This window comes from Salinimicrobium oceani (genome assembly GCF_012037645.1).
Window position 1 is genome coordinate 62,806 of the sequence record NZ_JAAVJR010000009.1, and the last position, 16,848, is coordinate 79,653.

Genomic DNA, 16,848 nt, shown 5'->3' on the forward strand with positions numbered 1-16,848 from the left:
GATGTCTTTATGAATTACTTCCTTTTCTTATCTTTAAAGAAATTCGGAAAATGAATTCAGAGAAAAGCACCTCGTTTACAATAAAAAACTGGGCAGAGGGTGATAGACCAAGGGAAAAACTGCTTCAAAAGGGGCGTGAAGTTCTGTCTAATGCCGAGTTATTGGCAATTTTGATTGGCTCAGGAAGTCGGAACGAAAGTGCTGTGGAATTGTGCCAGAAAGTTTTGGGGAAAGCAGGGAATAATCTTAATGAGCTGGGCAGGTTAACAGTAAAAGACCTAATGACCAATAAAGGAATAGGGGAGGCAAAAGCGCTTACCATTGTTGCGGCATTAGAACTTGGGCGCAGACGTAGGATCGAAGATGCCCTGGAAAAGAAAAAGATTTCCTCCAGTTCTTCCGTCTTCGAACTTATGCAACCAGTTATTGGAGAATTACCTCATGAGGAGTTTCATGTGATCTACCTGAATAATTCTAATAAAGTTATTGACCGGCACTCTTTAAGCAAAGGTGGAATAACCGGAACTCTTGTTGATGTGAGACTGGCTTTTAAACAAGCCCTGCAATTAGGGGCCACCGCGACCATTCTTGTACATAACCATCCTTCGGGGAATCTCAATCCAAGTGCGGCCGATAAACAACTAACTCAAAAATTCAAAACTGCTGGAGAGAGTCTGGATATTAAGGTATTGGATCACATTATTATAACCGAGAAGGCCTACTTCAGTTTTGCTGATGAGGGATTGCTGTAAATTCTGGTATGTTACTTATTTACACTCAAAAAATCACACCCCGAATCACCTTTGCTTTTAAGCATATCTGCAGTCAGGTGCTAGGCATTAAAGTTGGATTCACTTCAAAAATTGAAGAATTTGTTGCACATGAGGGAATGAAGATTTCTTATGGGAAACAAAGTCTGGCTAATGAGGTGTTCATTCAGAATGTAGATCTTCTGTTGGAGCAGGGGATAAGCGATCTTGAAGTCAAGGTTCAGGATTGGAACGGTATTCCGTGCTTCTTTTCGGTGGGAGAAGCTAGTTCGCTTCCCTTTGATATTTTTGCAGCCTCTTTTTACCTCCTAAGCCGTTATGAAGAATATTTGCCACACGTAAAAGATAAAGTAGGAAGATTTCAGGCAAGTGAGAGTTTGGCATTTCAGGAAAATTTTCTTGACAGGCCCGTGATCGATATTTGGGCAAACAATTTCAGAAGAATTTTGAAAGATAGATTTCCCACCTATGACTTTCCCCAGAGACAATTTAAAACAGATACTATAGTTACAGTGACCGAGGCTTACTGCTACAAAAAAAAGGGTATTGTAAGGGTAGTACTGGGTTGGCTGGTTGATTTGCTACAGCTAAAGCCAAAATATGTATTGCATCGATTCCAGGTCATGCTGAAGTTCAAAAAAGATCCTTATGATGTTTATTCCCGGCTCCTAAGGTTTCTAAAAAAGAAAAAGGTGCCCATGAGGTTTATGTTTCAGGTGAGTGATTTCTCAACCTATGACCGAAACATTAACCACAACAGGTTAGAACTGCAGAGCCTTATTAAATCTGTGGCAGATTATGCCGAGGTGGGGCTGCAACCAGGATATTATGCGAATCAGAAATTCCGGGTTTTAAAAGAGGAAAAAAAGAGGTTGGAAAATATTATCAAGAGACCAGTTGGGAGTGCAATCAATAATCATTATAATTTACTCCTGCCAGATACCTACAACCATATGGTGGAACTGGAATTTATAAATGATTTTTCAATGGGCTATCCAGAGGCACTGGGATTTCGGGCAGGAACCTGCACTCCATTTTTCTTTTATGATCTTAATTTTGAGATCACCACGCCACTGCTGGTACACCCTTACGCCATAAACAGCGAGGCACTAAATAAACTAAAGGAATCTGAAATTGAATATAAGGTTCTGGAAATAAAACGACAAATCAAGCTGGTAGGTGGGAATCTCACTGCCGTCTTTTCTAATACAGATTTTTCTGAATACTCAAATGCTAAGAGGAACTATAGCATCTTAAAATTAGTAAATGAAGTTTAAAAATATCCGACATATCTTTTTTGATCTTGATCATACTTTATGGGATTTCGATAAAAATTCCAGTCTGGCTTTTGGTGCCATCTTTACAAAGCATGAGATCAATGTTGAGCTTAATGAGTTTTTAAAAATTTATTCCCCAATAAATGAAAACTACTGGGCACTTTACCGGCAAGACAAGGTAACAAAAGAAGATCTTCGAATAGGAAGATTGAAGGAATCCTTCGATGCCTTGAAGATAGAGGTGTCCAATACCACGATCGAGGCTTTAAGTGTTGACTATATTGCGCATTTACCTAATCACAATCATCTTTTGGATGGTACTGTGGAAATTCTTGAATACCTGTTTCCTTTATATGACCTGCACATTATTACTAATGGATTTAAAGAGGTGCAGCATAAGAAAATGGAAAGTTCAGGAATTTTGAAATATTTTAAAACTGTGACAACTTCAGAAGATGTGGGGGTAAAAAAGCCGCATCCTACTATTTTCGAAGTTGCATTAAATTCCGCTTCTGCCAGAATTGAAGAAAGCATAATGATTGGTGATAACATGGAAGCAGATATCTTAGGTGCTAAGGGTTTTGGTATGGAAGCCATTCTATATAATTACTACAAAGGAGAGTTTCCGGAAGACCATCATCAGGTACTTGAGATGAAAGAATTATTACGGTATTTGTAATAATCCCTAAGGCTATTCGTTTGACAAACAACAAAATATATATGCCTGGAAAATTTGGATGGTTCAAAATATTGTTTTTGCCCCTCATTCTTTTGGCAACTTCATGTGTAAAGGATGTGGACCTTGACCAGGTTGAGGAGATCATCATTCCTCCAGAAGCTGCAATAGATCTTGTGTATTTTACACTTAAAAGTGAAGACTTTACAGGTGCAGGGAAGAATGCATTGAGGGCAGCCGACGTTACGCGGCTGGACTTCCTGGATGACGACTATATCCAGAATAATCTGGTGAGGGCAGATTTTAACTTCAGATTTACCAATACTTTTCACCGAGAATTCGTGGCAGTAATCCGGTTTTTGTCAGAAGGAAATGCTGTTCAACATGAACTTTTGATCCCTATTCCTGCGGGCACCGATGCTTCCGCAGCTATCGTAGACTACACAGAAATAATAAACGAAGATCAAATTGGGAAAGTTAGAAGAAGCATTAAACTCTCAATTGAGATAACAACGCATAATGGACCGTTTGTAGATGGAGAATTAAGTCTCGAATCAAGAGGCTTCTACTATTTCAATTTTTAGGAATGAAATTAAAGCTGTTATTGTTCATATGGTTCATTGCCCTTTCGGCTACGGCTCAAAACAAGCAGCTCTTATATAATTTTGATGGTTTACCACAAAACCTGATGCTGAATCCTGGGGGGGAGACAGACTTTGATATGCACATAGGTTTTCCACTACTTTCGCAAATTCACCTTTCTGCAGGATCGTCGGGCATTAGTTTGTATGATATTTTTCAGAAGGGTGGGGATGTGAATCAGCGAATCAGGAAATCTTTAGGGAATCTTGATCGCAATGATTTTTTTACTGTCAATCAACAGCTGGAGATCTTTTCGCTGGGTTGGCGGGACCAGAAGAGAAGATATTTTACTGCCGGAATTTACCAGGAGCTTGATGCTTTCCTTTATTTCCCGAAAGATCCAGCCGTACTCACCTATGAAGGTAACCGAAACTATATAGGTGAAAGTTTTAATTTTTCTGATGCCGCGTTTACGGCCGAAGCTCTTAATGTTTTTCATATAGGATTTACAAATTACTATTCCGAAGATTTTAATTATGGATTTCGTGGTAAGATCTATTCTGGGGTCTTTAATGCTTACAGCGTAGGGAATCGTGGTTCATTTAGAACAGAGATTTCGCCGGCGGGTCCCAATCTTTACAGACACTATATGACTGGGCTGGATGTTCTCATTAATACTTCCGGTTATGCAGATCTGCTCGATTCAGAAAATGTCACCGGAATCGGGACCTTGAGTAAGATCGGGAAAAGGGCATTTTTGGGAGGTAATCTTGGTCTCGGGCTGGACGCGGGTTTTACCTGGTATCCATCAGACCAATACCGAGTGACGGGGAGTCTCCTGGATATTGGTTTTATAAGACATTCCAAAAATGTGGAAAATTACAGGTATTACGGAAGCTATCAAACCGATGGTATTGCGTTGCTCTTTCCCGGAAGCAACTCTCCTTCCTATTGGGATGAATGGGAAGATGAACTCGATAGAAATTTGAAAGATGAAACTCTTACCAACACTTATATTACCTGGCGGCCGTTAAAGATCAATGCCTCTGTAGATTTTGGTTTTTATGAAAACGCAGAACCCTGTAATTGTCACAGGCCCATGGGAAGAAGGAGGTATTATAACCACCTTGGTGCGCATTTCTTTGCCATGAAAAGACCAAGAGGCCTTAATTATGCCACTACCATTTATTATGACCGCACGTTTAATGAAAACTTCCGGGGGAAAGTCACGTTTACAGCCGACTCATATTCCTTTTCTAATATAGGGCTGCTCCTTTCGGCTAAATTGTCTAATTTTAATGTTTATCTTGCTGCAGATAACCTTCTGGATTATACCAATCTCGCAAAGGCCCGGAATGCCTCTGTTCAATTGGGATTCCAGTTATTGTTTACAAGAGAATGAAAAAAATAATATGCCTCCTTTTTTGCTTCGGAATTACTACTACCTTTTTGGCGCAAAATTTAGAATCCTACCAGTATATAAAAGTTCCGATCAAGTACGAATTTCTGAAGCAGGAGAATCAATATCAGCTCAATGCTCTGACTGCTTTTTTGTTTGAAAAAAAGGGATATCAAGTGTTGTTCAGGGAAGAGATTCCCACTGGAATAGATCCTTGTAATGTATTAAAAGCAGATGTGAAAAGTGATTCAGGGCTTTTTAGATCCAGGTTGTTCTTTACGCTGCAGAATTGTAAAAATGAAATTGTCTATACTTCAGAAACCGGGGTGAGCGCAGAGAAGAATTTTAAAGCGTCCTATCACGAAGCTCTTAGAAGTGCTTTTGAAAGTTTTGAAAAAAACGCATTTGATTCCAGCATAGCACAAGTTCCTGAAAAGAAATCTCCTGTAACTACTGAAGAGCGTGCTCAAGAGGTGATCATTGACCCGGTAGTTAGCGTGAAGGAAGTTGAAGCCCTGGAAGAAACCGTGGAGGAGATTCCAACTGAAGGAGAGGTTGAAAATGTGAATACAACAGGGAAAACATTTACAAATGGCTCGATTAATTACCTACTTAAATCCACACCTTCGGGTTACGAACTCTTTAAAAAAGGAAGTGAAAAGAAATTCGCCAGTTTACTGAAATCTGGTGGTGGAAAGAATTTTATCTATGCTTCCGAAAACATCTCTGGAAATGCCTTTTTTGACACCTCAGGAAACTTAGTAGTAGAATATCTTGATGCTAACAGTCAACAATTAATTTCGGTTATTTATAAACTTCAGCCTTAATAGCCGTACTTTCCTTTCCATCTTTTGTGAAGGAAATCCCTTTGCGCCTGTTCTCTCTGATTATTTCCCGGCTGAAATAATGTTGTGTTAGAAATTTCCTTCGGAAGGAATTCGGCTGCAGCGAAATTATTCTCATAACTGTGTGCATATTTGTAGTCTTCACCATAGCCCAGATCTTTCATAAGTTTGGTAGGTGCATTTCGAATCTCTAGAGGCACGGGCAGATCGCCGGTTTTCCGCACCAGGCTTTGAGCTTCGTTGATGGCCCTATAGGAAGCATTTGATTTTGGAGAAGTTGCCAAATAGATGCAGCACTGGCTCAAAATTATTCGTGATTCAGGATAACCAATCGTCGAAACAGCCTGAAAAGTGTTATTAGCAAGGATTAAAGCTGTAGGATTTGCATTTCCAATATCTTCAGATGCTAGAATAAGTAATCGGCGGGCAATGAATTTTACATCCTCTCCACCTTCAATCATGCGGGCAAGCCAGTAAACTGCCGCATTAGGATCACTACCCCTAATCGATTTAATAAAAGCAGAAATAATATCGTAATGTTGTTCCCCTGTCTTATCGTATCGAACGGTATTTTGCTGCACTTTATGAAGAACCATTTTATTGGTGATCACCACTTTTTCAGTTTCTTCAGAAGTGACTATGAGTTCAAAGATGTTCAGCAGTTTTCGAGCATCTCCTCCACTAAGACGAAGCAGGGTCTCTGTTTCCTTGAGGTCAATCAGTTTTTTTGAGAGATGCTCGTCTTTAGTCATGGCCCGTTTGAGAAGGGCTATAAGTTCTTCTTTAGAGAAAGGCTTGAGGACATAGACCTGGCTGCGTGAGAGCAGAGCGGGAATAACCTCAAAACTCGGATTTTCTGTAGTCGCACCAATTAAAGTGATCCATCCTTTTTCTACGGCCCCAAGAAGGGAATCCTGTTGAGATTTACTAAACCGGTGAATTTCATCAATAAAAAGAATAGGATTTTTTGTGGTAAACAGGCCATCGCTCTTTTTTGCTTTTTCGATCACCTCCCGTACATCCTTAACTCCGCTGCTAATTGCGCTAAGGGTGAAAAAGGGTCGTCCAGATTCGGTGGCGATAATGTTTGCCAAAGTTGTTTTACCCACGCCGGGAGGCCCCCAGAGAATTAAACTGGGTATAACGTCCTTTTCTATCTGTTTTCGCAGGGCAGCTTCAGGTCCTACCAGGTGTTGCTGACTTAGATAGGAATCGAGTGTGCGTGGGCGTAATCTTTCTGCCAATGGTGTATTCATGCAGTAAAAATACTAAATTGGGTTGAGGGTAGTAAAGAGTTTTCTGAAAGAACTTTTAAATGACGTTCTGACAGATGCTGTTGCTACAGGTTCAAAAATGAGATTCAGAAATGACATTTTTGAAAGGTATTGTCAGGAATATTTTAATGGCTGTATTTTTGAAATAAGCACTATATGAGAATCCCTTCTTTAAGAGATCATGAGCAATTTGTTTTCACACCTGGAGTGGTGGGATTTCCAATCCTATTTGTACTTCTCATTTGGATTGTATTTTGGATGGAAATTCGTTTTGGCTGGGATTTTACATCCTTTGGTGTCTATCCCCGAAAAATTGAAGGTTTAAGAGGTGTCCTTTTTTCGCCATTTATCCATAGTGATATCAAGCATCTTTTTCATAATACGATTCCTTTGTTCGTCTTAACGATGTCTTTATTCTATTTCTACCGAAAATTAAGCTGGAAAATCCTCTTTTTGGGGCTGTTGTTTTCGGGAATTTTAACCTGGATCATTGGAAGGCCCGCATACCATATCGGAGCTTCGGGTATTGTTTACGTGCTGGCCAGTTTTTTATTTTTTAAAGGTATTTTCTCCAAATATTACCGGCTGGTGGCACTTTCTCTTATTGTTGTTTTCCTATATGGAGGTCTCTTGTGGTACGTGGCCCCTATTGATCCACAGATTTCGTGGGAAGGACATCTTTCAGGGCTTGTTGCAGGATTAATTTTTGCTCTCGTATATAAAAAGGATATCGCAACAGCACCAAAATATGAGTGGGAGCGAAGTAATTATAAGGAGGAGAACGATCCATTCATGCGGCATTTCGATGAAAATGGAAATTTCGTAGAAGATCCGGATAATAATGATCTCCCCCAGTACATTTATCATTACAGAAAAGCTGAAACTGACAAAGAAGAGGAATCTGACAAAAAAGATTCCCTCTAGAGCCGCCTTTTATAGCCTTTGTCTTACCACTTCATATAGAAAAGCCCCACAGGCAACCGATACATTCAGGGAGCCAATTGAACCCATCATTGGTAATTTCGCTTTCTCATCTACAAGTTTAAGTACAGAATCTGAAATTCCTTTTCCTTCATTTCCCATTACTAATGCCAGAGGATGATTAAAGTCGGTAGTATAGAGGAGGGAATCTGTTTTTTCGGTTGCGGCCACTACTTTAATGTTGGAAGCCTGCATATAATAAATGGCATCCTTGATGTGATCTACTTTGATCAATGGGATCTTGAAAATGGCTCCCGCAGAAGTCTTTACCGTGTCTGCAGTTACTGGGGCGCCTCCTTTTTTGGGAATGATTATAGCATCGACTCCGCAACATTCTGCTGTTCGAATAATAGCTCCAAAATTCCGAACATCATCGATCTGATCTAGCAAAAGAAATAGGGGAGATGTATTTTTAGAAAGTGTCTTTTCAACTTCTTCCTCAAGGGAGGCAAAAGCAACCGGGGAGATTTTTGCGACTACACCCTGATGGTTTCCTTTTACAAGTTTATTTAGTTTTTCTACCGGGACGTAAGAGATGTTGTATTCGCCAGATCTTGTTTTTTGCTGAAGTTCCTGGATGAGCTGACCACTTAAACCTTTCTGTACATATATCTTATCAATGGTCTCGTCATTCTGAATTGCTTCAATAACTGCGCGTATTCCAAAGATAATTGTTGTTTCTTTTTCTTCCATATGGCAAATATAGACATAAAAAAACCACCCTAAAAGGGTGGTTTTTCGGCAATCTCAAATAATCTTTAATTATTGATCCCACCAAACTTTTGATGTGTTGTTATCTGAGGCTGGGCTCAGGTTACTAACACCTGCTTGATAATTTGCATTGTTCAGGTTGATCTCACTTGTTGGGTAAAGATATCTTGTTGGTATCTCACCATTGTTAAGTGGATCTGGTGAAGGAGTAAGAATAGGGAACCCTGTTCTTCTCCACTCAGCCCAAGCCTGGAATCCTTGTGGGAATAAAGCAGCCCACTTTTCTTCTGCAATTACTTGTAGAATACCTGTTGAAGCTGCATCGGCAAGACGAGCATCAGCAAACGCATCTGCTTCATCTGTAATGTCGATAGGCTCTAGACCAGCATCCTGGATGTGTGGTCCATTTCCAAAGTACTCAGTAGTTGATGCGAAAGACTGAGTGATTCCCATTCTTAGCATTTCTTCGGCATCTTCACTTGTCCAACCTCTTTCAGCAGCTTCAGCTCTGTTCAGGTAAGTATAACCTGAAGTAAGGATTGGGAAAGGAGATGTTGGAGAAGTGATGTAAGCAGAAATTCTTACGCTACTTCCAATTCCAGTATAGTCTTCTAAACCGTAAGGAAGTCCTTCTCCTTCAGCATCACTAGAATACACTAGTAAACGGCTGTCAAACGTGTCGTTGGAATAGTCATCCTCATCACCTTGAAGGGCATTCTGGAAGTATTCAGACATGTTATAATCTGCTGGACGGAATGCAGTCCATGGGTTAACTAGAGTAGAAACGTTGATAGGGAAATACCAGGCTTCTTGTGCTGTAGTTTCAATAACTCCGTGCTCATTGTTTAGTGCAGCAGCAAATTCTGTAGCAGCAACAGTTGGAGCTGCTTCACTCATTTGCATAGTAACACTAAGAAGTAAAGAGTTAGCAAATCTCTGCCAGCTTTCAACGTCTCCATCATAGATGATATCACCTACGGCTCCGTCTTCTGCCGGATTCAACATTTCACGTGCTGCTTTTAACTCGCTGATGAAATCCATGTAGATATCCTCCTGAGGAGTATAAGCTGGAGATTGTACTTCAGGGTTAAGAGCTTCAAAGTAAGGAATATCTCCGTAAGTGTCAGTCAGACGCTTATAGATAAGCACTTTCATGATTCTCGCAACTGCTACCTGGTTGTTTACAGAACCATTTGATAGGTAAGCAGGAGTAGTGTTCACTTCAGGATCATTAGATAAGTTGATGATCTGTTGAAGGTTCATTAGCGTCTGAGCGTAGTATGCAGACCAGTTTGTTGGGCCTTCAGCATAACGTGACTCATCCTGATACACAGGCTGCGCCTGGTATTGAACATAAAGGTGAGGATTAACCAACCAGTCTCTAAAACCGATGGTAACATATCTCCTCTGTGCCGCTGTCAACAGGGCCGCAGAATTGAATTCTGAGGGACCATTTGTATTTGTATTCGTATCACCAAAGTCTACTGTCTCGCACGATCCCAGTGACAAGAACATTATTGATAACAAGAATATTACTTTAAACTTTTTCATTTCTTATTAATTAAAACGTTAATTTAAGATTCATACCGAAGCTTCTAGTGCTAGGTAACTGAGAGTTTTCACCCCAGTTCTGAGACATTTCAGAAGGATCCCATTCGTGAACGTTGTCATCTGCAACTGCGATCAACCAAAGGTTACGACCTATAACACTAATACTAGCGGATTCAAACACATCGTTAACCATACTTCCAGGAAGTCTGTAAGTAAGGCTTACGTCTCTAAGTTTTAAGTAGTCGGCATTGTGAATAAACGGCTCAGCTATACGGTTAGGCTGGAACTGTCCCCAGTATGAAATTGTTGGGATGTAAGTATCGGCAGCGCTTCCGTCAGCATATACACCAGTTACATGAGTACCACCACCATCGGCAACAGGAAGTCGTTTCTCTACTCCTCGGTCGTTAAGACCAGCAGTCTCTGCAGTTAAACCAGAGTAACCACCCCACATTTCAGACAGAGAGAAGAATTTACCACCTTTTTGGTAGTCTAGAGAAGCGATAAGCGTGAAGTTCTTGTAGTTCAAAGTGTTCACGAAACCTCCTGTGAAATCAGGAAGGATAGATCCAAAACTTTGATCTGCTTCAAAAGCATAAGTTCCGTTAGCATTGATGATTCTATTACCTTCTTCATCTCTTGCGAAACCTGTTCCTCTTAATTGACCCCATTCTTCACCTAATCTGTGCACTACAGATACAAAACGCCAATCGTCACTTCCTCCGGCACCGTCGATTGACTGCAAGTCACCTGGAAGGCTAATGATAGTTGATTCGTTAGTAGCCCAGTTAGCAAGAAGGTTCCAAGAGAAGTCTTCAGTTTTGATGATATCTGCATCTAGAGATAATTCAACACCTTTTCTTTCTGATTCACCAGCGTTAGTTAGGTAATCAAGATATCCACTTCCTGAAGAAATAGTGATAGGAATGATCTCATTCTCACGATTTTCGTTGTAGTAAGTAGCGTTAAATCCTACTCTGTTGTTCAAGAATCTAAGATCCACACCAAATTCGTAAGAAGTGTTCATTGCAGGTTCTACGTTTGGATCAATAAGTCTTGATCTGTCATATTGCAGAATTCTGTCCCCATACAAGTCACCACCTAATGGATATGCTGGGTTAAGAGCAAGAGCGTCAACATCATCACCTACTTGTGCCCAACCTCCACGAAGCTTACCAAAAGTAAGGATATCGCTGTCATTCAACAATTCAGTAAAGATGAAAGATGCACCAACAGATGGGTATGTGTACCCGTTGTTATCTGATGGAAGTGCAGAACTCCAGTCACGACGAATAGAAGCATCAACGTAAAGAAGGTCATTATATCCTAAGGAAATGTTTCCGTAGATAGAGTTTACCTGCTTGTTTCTGTCATATGCAGTTGCAGTTAATTGTTCTCTAGAGTTCGAGAAGGTATAAACATCAGGAAGGATCAATCCACCACTGTCTGAGTTACCAGTATCCATGTCATTTTGGAAGTAGTAGTAGTTATCTTTTCTAATGTTACCTCCAATCATTGCACTTACGTCAAATGATTCGAAATCTTGCTCATATCTTAACAAACCTTGGTAGTTATCCTCTGTAATAGACTGATAAAGTCTTCCAAAAGAGTTCACCCACTCATTGTATAGATTGGGAGCAGATGAAAATTCAATTAGATAAGGAACTTCGAAATCTCTTCTTATTTTTCTTTCGTTTCTAGAAACCTGAACAGTCGCTTCAAAATTGTCTAGGAAAGAATAAGAAGCATGTACATCACCTAATAAGGTAGTTGTTTTTCTTTCGTTTTTGTAAAGAGACAACCAGTCATAAGGGTTGAACCAGAAAGCAGCTTTTTTGAAGTTTAGAAAATCAATGTCCTCACCTGCTGCCCAGGCGTCAAGACCCCAGTTGTTCCAGGAAGCAAGGTATCCTTCTTCTGTAGTTAAGCCTTGCAATTCTCTCATTTTGTTTACGTCGATGTTACGACCAAACCAAGAGTTGAAAGATCCAGTTGTTTGGTTACTGTAGCCATCATCAAAATCACCATTAACTGTACCTTCAGAATAGTTGATGTTAGTTCCAACGCTGAAGTTATCAGTGATGTTGAAATCAAAAGCAGCAGTTATGAAGTTCTTACGGTGAGTAGACTCTGGAATGATACCAGATTGATCAAGATTAGTGAAAGACAAGCGGGCGCTGTAGTCTTCTCCACCTCCAGATAAGGAAACGATGTTCTTGAAAGTTGTTCCTGTATCGTAGAAATCTTTAATGTTGTCTGGATGTGCTTCCCAAGTATCAGTTTGTCCGAAATAAGGGCTGTCTCTGTACATTGCATACCATGGAATGTACGGCTCACCATCAAACTTTGGTCCCCAGCTCTCATCTGCATAAACGTTAGCATTGAAATAACGCTGGCCATCAAAAACAGACATCCAGTCTGGGTATGGTCCTCCTGAAATTCCAAAAACTCTAAAGTTGTAACCAGCATCAAAGTCAAACGTTCCAAATTCATTTGGAGAATAACCTTGACCATAATCATTTTGGTAATTCATCATTCTACCTACTTTGTCAAAAGAGATAGAACTTGTAATTTCAATTCCTAAACGATCTGACTCAGCACCTCTTTTAGTAGTAATTTGTACTACCCCGTTAGAAGCTCTTTGTCCATAAAGTGCAGTTGCGTTTGGCCCCTTTAACACGTTAAGGGTAGCAACGTTACTCATGTCGATCGCATTTGGATCTGTAGTAGGAATACCATCAATAACATACAATGGATCGTCATCTGAAGTTAAAGAGATACCACCACGAATACGGATTTTACCAGCTTCACCAAGTTTAGATCCCGCTTGCGCATTGATCTGAACCCCAGCAACTTTACCTGCAAGAGCAGACTTAATGTTGGTATCCTCTGTGATGTTTAACTCTTCAGCATTAACGGTTTGAGCTGCGTAAGGAAGAGATTTTTCTTCTCTCCTAATTCCCAGTGCCGTTACTACTACTTCTTCCAGTTGTGCGGCATCAGCTTCTAATACCACATTTATTCTGGGAGAATCTTGAAAAGTAACTTCCATTGTTTTCATTCCTAAATAGGAAAAAACCAAAACCTCACCTTGACTAGCTTCTATAGAGTAGTTACCATCAAAATCGGTTTGAACCCCTCTTGTTGTACCTTTTACCAGTACGTTAACCCCGGGGAGGGGCATTCCACTTCCATCGGTCACGTTACCCGAGACCGTTTGTTGTTCCTGTGCAAACGTAATTTGCACAACCAACGCAAGTAATAGCGTTAGTAATCCACTAAACTTTGTTTTCATTTTTAAGATTTGTTTGAATTAGCCAGTGCCAAATTTGATAATTTAATGTTAACCGGACAACTTTTTTTCCGTTAAACTTCATTTTCATCGGATTTTTGGTGTAAAATTTAGGCTTTCCTTAACGTTTGTGGAGATTTGCTTTGATTAATGTATTTCACTGTTTTGCAGTACGTTATTGCGCCTGATGTTGAAGTCGTTGGGGCCAGAAAATGAGGAAATTTCAGAGGGAAAATAATAATCGCTCTGTGGCATTTAATAGAATCTGGGCAAAACGGAGTTTTGTATATATATTATATAGGTATAGGAGAATTCTACTGGAAACAAATCCCGGACGGTGAAACTGAAAATTTATTTTAACGAGACGTTTGAAAATTAATTAATTAAGATTTGAATACTTCGGTTTTATTTCTACCTTTGCAGACCTTTTAAAAAAGGGAATTATAAAAACAAATAATTTAGTGTAAAAGAAATTATGCCAACAATTTCACAATTAGTACGAAAAGGAAGAGCCACAATTACCAAGAAGAGTAAATCGGCTGCTTTGGATTCGTGCCCTCAGCGACGAGGAGTATGTACTCGTGTTTACACCACTACCCCTAAGAAACCAAACTCTGCTATGAGAAAAGTAGCAAGGGTAAGGTTGACGAACGGGAAAGAGGTGAACGCGTACATCCCCGGTGAAGGACACAACCTCCAGGAGCACTCGATAGTATTGGTTAGAGGCGGAAGAGTTAAAGATTTGCCTGGAGTTAGGTATCATATTGTACGTGGTGCTCTGGATACTGCCGGTGTTGCAGGAAGAACCCAGAGGCGTTCCAAGTATGGTGCTAAGAAGCCTAAGAAATAGAATTCCAAAGGCAAGTAACAATTAACTTATTACAAAGAAGAAATGAGAAAAAGACAGGCGAAAAAAAGGCCACTTTTACCAGATCCAAAGTTTAATGATCAGTTAGTAACTCGATTTGTTAACATGATGATGTGGGATGGTAAAAAATCTGTTGCCTTTAAAGTTTTCTATGATGCAATTGCCATCGTAGAAGAGAAAAAACAAGATGACGAAAAGACTGCACTTGAACTTTGGAAAGATGCTCTATCTAATGTTATGCCTCACGTAGAAGTACGTAGTCGTAGAGTTGGTGGTGCTACTTTTCAGATCCCAATGCAAATTAGACCAGATCGTAAGGTTTCAACTGCAATGAAGTGGTTGATCTCCTATGCGAGAAAGCGCAATGAGAAATCTATGGCACAGCGTCTTGCTGCCGAGGTTCTTGCTGCAGCTAAAGAAGAAGGTGCGGCTGTTAAGAAAAGAGTGGATACTCACAAGATGGCTGAAGCTAACAAAGCATTCTCTCACTTTAGATTCTAGAAAATGGCACAAAGAGATTTAAAATTTACAAGAAATATAGGTATTGCTGCGCATATTGATGCCGGTAAAACTACTACAACAGAGCGTATTCTTTTCTATACCGGTATTAGTCATAAGATCGGAGAGGTGCATGATGGTGCAGCGACAATGGACTGGATGGAGCAGGAGCAGGAGCGTGGTATCACCATTACTTCGGCTGCGACTCATTGTAAGTGGAATTATCGTGATCAGGAATATACTGTAAACATAATTGATACTCCGGGACACGTTGACTTTACTGTAGAGGTAGAGCGTTCCTTACGTGTACTTGATGGAATGGTTGCTCTTTTCAGTGCAGTTGATGGTGTTGAGCCTCAGTCTGAAACTGTTTGGAGACAAGCTGACAAATATCGTGTACCTCGTCTTGGATTTGTTAACAAAATGGACCGTCAAGGTGCAGATTTCTTTAATGTGATCAAGCAGGTAAGGGAAATGTTGGGTGGTAACCCTGTTCCTTTGCAGATTCCAATTGGTGATGAGATCGACTTTAAAGGAGTGGTTGACCTTATTTCTAAAAAGGCGATCGTTTGGAATGAAGAGGATTTCGGAATGACTTACGAAACGATCGATATTCCTGCTGAACTTGAGGAAGATGTTAACAAGTACAGAGCTCAATTGGTTGAGGCCGTAGCTGAGTACGATGAGGCTCTTATGGAGAAGTTCTTCGAAGATGAGAACTCAATTACTGAAGATGAGATCATTGCTGCGCTTAGAGCTGCAACAATAGATATGTCTATCATTCCAATGATGTGTGGGTCTGCCTTCAAAAATAAAGGAGTTCAGGCTATGTTGGATGCTGTAATGCGTTACCTTCCTTCTCCTGTAGATGTTGACGCTATTGTGGGTGTTAATCCAGATACCGAAAAGGAAGAAAGTCGTAAGCCTCATGTAGATTCACCTTTTTCAGCTTTAGCTTTTAAAATTGCTACAGATCCTTTTGTGGGTCGTTTAGCTTTCTTTAGAGTTTATTCTGGAGCTTTAGATGCGGGATCTTATGTTCAGAACAACCGTTCTGGAAAAAAGGAACGTATTTCACGTATTTATCAAATGCATGCTAACAAGCAGCAGCCAATTGACAGAATTGAAGCTGGAGATATTGGTGCCGCTGTTGGATTTAAAGATATTAAAACCGGAGATACATTGACAGATGAGAAGCATCCAATCGTGCTTGAGTCTATGTCTTTCCCGGAGCCCGTAATTGGTATCTCTGTTGAGCCAAAAACAAAGGCTGATGTTGATAAAATGGGTATGGCTTTAGCTAAACTAGCTGAAGAGGATCCAACTTTCCAGGTGAAGACTGATGAAGTTTCTGGACAAACAATTATCTCAGGTATGGGTGAGCTTCACCTTGAGATCCTTGTAGATCGTTTGAAGAGAGAATTTAAGGTTGAAGTAAATGAAGGTCAGCCAAGAGTTGAGTACAAAGAAACCGTTACTAAATTTGCAGATCACAGAGAGGTTTACAAGAAGCAATCTGGTGGTCGTGGTAAGTTTGGTGATATTGTATTCACATTAGGGCCTGCAGACGAAGACTTTAAAGGCCCAGGACTTCAATTTGTTGATGAGATCAAAGGTGGACGTATTCCTAAAGAATTTATTCCTTCTGTTGAAAAAGGATTTAAGGAAGCAATGAAAACCGGACCTCTTGCAGGTTTTACAATGGATACATTAAAGGTAGTTCTAAAGGATGGATCTTTCCACCCAGTGGATTCGGATCAGCTTTCTTTTGAATTGGCCGCAAAAATGGGATACAAAGTGGCAGCTAAGAAAGCTGGTGCTGTTATTCTTGAGCCTATCATGAAGGTAGAAGTGGTTACCCCAGAAGAAAACATGGGTGATATTGTAGGGGATCTTAACAGACGTCGTGGACAGGTAAACAACATGTCCGACAGGTCTGGTGCTAAAGTTATTAAAGCGGAAGTGCCATTATCTGAGATGTTTGGATATGTAACTACCCTGCGTACCCTTTCTTCGGGACGTGCAACTTCTACTATGGAATTCTCTCACTATGCTGAAACTCCTTCTAATATTTCAGAAGCAATTATGAAGGCAGAAAAGGGAACAGCTAACGAATAATTATCA

General features: G+C 40.2%; 14 protein-coding genes. 10 read left to right on the forward strand and 4 right to left on the reverse strand.

What is annotated here, in order from left to right; translation table 11 throughout:
* Window positions 1-50: 50 nt before the first annotated feature.
* The 6 genes from radC (at window position 51) to HC175_RS13545 (ending at window position 5,531) form a co-directional block, all read left to right on the forward strand.
* Window positions 51-752 (forward strand): RadC family protein, encoded by a 702-nt coding sequence (radC, locus tag HC175_RS13520; RefSeq protein ID WP_168139036.1) that lies wholly within the window; start codon window positions 51-53, stop codon window positions 750-752.
* A gap of 77 nt (window positions 753-829) precedes the next feature.
* A complete protein-coding gene (locus tag HC175_RS13525) occupies window positions 830-2,047 on the forward strand; it encodes a polysaccharide deacetylase family protein (RefSeq protein ID WP_317172149.1) in 1,218 nt (405 codons plus the stop codon).
* Window positions 2,037-2,726 carry a YjjG family noncanonical pyrimidine nucleotidase gene (locus HC175_RS13530; protein WP_168139038.1) on the forward strand — a complete coding sequence of 230 codons (690 nt, stop codon included), beginning with the start codon at window positions 2,037-2,039 and terminating at the stop codon, window positions 2,724-2,726. Before HC175_RS13525 ends, HC175_RS13530 begins: the two co-directional genes overlap by 11 nt.
* 77 nt (window positions 2,727-2,803) lie before the next feature.
* Window positions 2,804-3,307 (forward strand): hypothetical protein, encoded by a 504-nt coding sequence (locus HC175_RS13535; protein ID WP_168139039.1) that lies wholly within the window; start codon window positions 2,804-2,806, stop codon window positions 3,305-3,307.
* Window positions 3,308-3,309: 2 nt separating this feature from the next.
* Window positions 3,310-4,707, forward strand: a complete 1,398-nt coding sequence (locus HC175_RS13540) for a DUF5723 family protein (protein ID WP_168139040.1) — start codon at window positions 3,310-3,312, stop codon at window positions 4,705-4,707.
* A complete protein-coding gene (locus tag HC175_RS13545; protein ID WP_168139041.1) occupies window positions 4,704-5,531 on the forward strand; it encodes a hypothetical protein in 828 nt (275 codons plus the stop codon). The genes HC175_RS13540 and HC175_RS13545 overlap by 4 nt, the downstream gene beginning before the upstream one ends.
* Here HC175_RS13545 and HC175_RS13550 read toward each other — a convergent pair.
* Entirely contained in the window at window positions 5,528-6,805 is a 1,278-nt protein-coding gene (locus HC175_RS13550) for a replication-associated recombination protein A (RefSeq protein WP_168139042.1), read from the reverse strand. The genes HC175_RS13545 and HC175_RS13550 overlap by 4 nt on opposite strands.
* Window positions 6,806-6,979: 174 nt before the next feature.
* Between HC175_RS13550 and HC175_RS13555 the strand changes: the two genes are divergently transcribed.
* On the forward strand, window positions 6,980-7,747 hold the full coding sequence (locus tag HC175_RS13555; RefSeq protein ID WP_168139043.1) for a rhomboid family intramembrane serine protease: 768 nt from the start codon (window positions 6,980-6,982) through the stop codon (window positions 7,745-7,747).
* Between the two features lie 9 nt (window positions 7,748-7,756).
* On the opposite strand, the gene rlmB is transcribed toward HC175_RS13555, so the two are convergent.
* From rlmB to HC175_RS13570, 3 genes are all read right to left on the reverse strand, one after another.
* The gene (gene rlmB, locus HC175_RS13560; RefSeq protein ID WP_168139044.1) at window positions 7,757-8,497 is read right to left on the reverse strand and encodes a 23S rRNA (guanosine(2251)-2'-O)-methyltransferase RlmB; all 741 of its coding nucleotides are present in this window, start codon (window positions 8,495-8,497) and stop codon (window positions 7,757-7,759) included.
* A gap of 69 nt (window positions 8,498-8,566) precedes the next feature.
* Window positions 8,567-10,066, reverse strand: a complete 1,500-nt coding sequence (locus tag HC175_RS13565) for a SusD/RagB family nutrient-binding outer membrane lipoprotein (RefSeq protein ID WP_168139045.1) — start codon at window positions 10,064-10,066, stop codon at window positions 8,567-8,569.
* A 10-nt stretch (window positions 10,067-10,076) separates the two neighbouring features.
* Entirely contained in the window at window positions 10,077-13,313 is a 3,237-nt protein-coding gene (locus HC175_RS13570) for a SusC/RagA family TonB-linked outer membrane protein (RefSeq protein WP_168139046.1), read from the reverse strand.
* 520 nt (window positions 13,314-13,833) lie between these two features.
* Here HC175_RS13570 and rpsL point away from each other — a divergent pair.
* Genes rpsL through fusA form a run of 3 tightly spaced genes read left to right on the forward strand, consistent with a single transcriptional unit; the run spans window position 13,834 to window position 16,842 of the window.
* Complete coding sequence (rpsL, locus tag HC175_RS13575) at window positions 13,834-14,208, forward strand: 30S ribosomal protein S12 (RefSeq protein WP_029037125.1); 375 nt, start codon at window positions 13,834-13,836, stop codon at window positions 14,206-14,208.
* 42 nt (window positions 14,209-14,250) lie between these two features.
* Window positions 14,251-14,727 (forward strand): 30S ribosomal protein S7, encoded by a 477-nt coding sequence (rpsG, locus tag HC175_RS13580; protein WP_168139047.1) that lies wholly within the window; start codon window positions 14,251-14,253, stop codon window positions 14,725-14,727.
* Between the two features lie 3 nt (window positions 14,728-14,730).
* A complete protein-coding gene (gene fusA / locus HC175_RS13585) occupies window positions 14,731-16,842 on the forward strand; it encodes an elongation factor G (RefSeq protein WP_168139048.1) in 2,112 nt (703 codons plus the stop codon).
* Window positions 16,843-16,848 lie beyond the last annotated feature (6 nt).

Excerpts from the sequence above, each read along its gene's own strand:
- radC (WP_168139036.1), top strand. The coding sequence starts at position 51 with ATGAATTCAGAGAAAAGCACCTCGTTTACAATAAAAAACTGGGCAGAG.
- HC175_RS13530 (WP_168139038.1), top strand. The coding sequence starts at position 2,037 with ATGAAGTTTAAAAATATCCGACATATCTTTTTTGATCTTGATCATACT.
- HC175_RS13540 (WP_168139040.1), top strand. The coding sequence starts at position 3,310 with ATGAAATTAAAGCTGTTATTGTTCATATGGTTCATTGCCCTTTCGGCT.
- HC175_RS13545 (WP_168139041.1), top strand. The coding sequence starts at position 4,704 with ATGAAAAAAATAATATGCCTCCTTTTTTGCTTCGGAATTACTACTACC.
- HC175_RS13550 (WP_168139042.1), bottom strand. The coding sequence starts at position 6,805 with ATGAATACACCATTGGCAGAAAGATTACGCCCACGCACACTCGATTCC.
- HC175_RS13555 (WP_168139043.1), top strand. The coding sequence starts at position 6,980 with ATGAGAATCCCTTCTTTAAGAGATCATGAGCAATTTGTTTTCACACCT.
- rlmB (WP_168139044.1), bottom strand. The coding sequence starts at position 8,497 with ATGGAAGAAAAAGAAACAACAATTATCTTTGGAATACGCGCAGTTATT.
- HC175_RS13565 (WP_168139045.1), bottom strand. The coding sequence starts at position 10,066 with ATGAAAAAGTTTAAAGTAATATTCTTGTTATCAATAATGTTCTTGTCA.
- rpsL (WP_029037125.1), top strand. The coding sequence starts at position 13,834 with ATGCCAACAATTTCACAATTAGTACGAAAAGGAAGAGCCACAATTACC.
- rpsG (WP_168139047.1), top strand. The coding sequence starts at position 14,251 with ATGAGAAAAAGACAGGCGAAAAAAAGGCCACTTTTACCAGATCCAAAG.
- fusA (WP_168139048.1), top strand. The coding sequence starts at position 14,731 with ATGGCACAAAGAGATTTAAAATTTACAAGAAATATAGGTATTGCTGCG.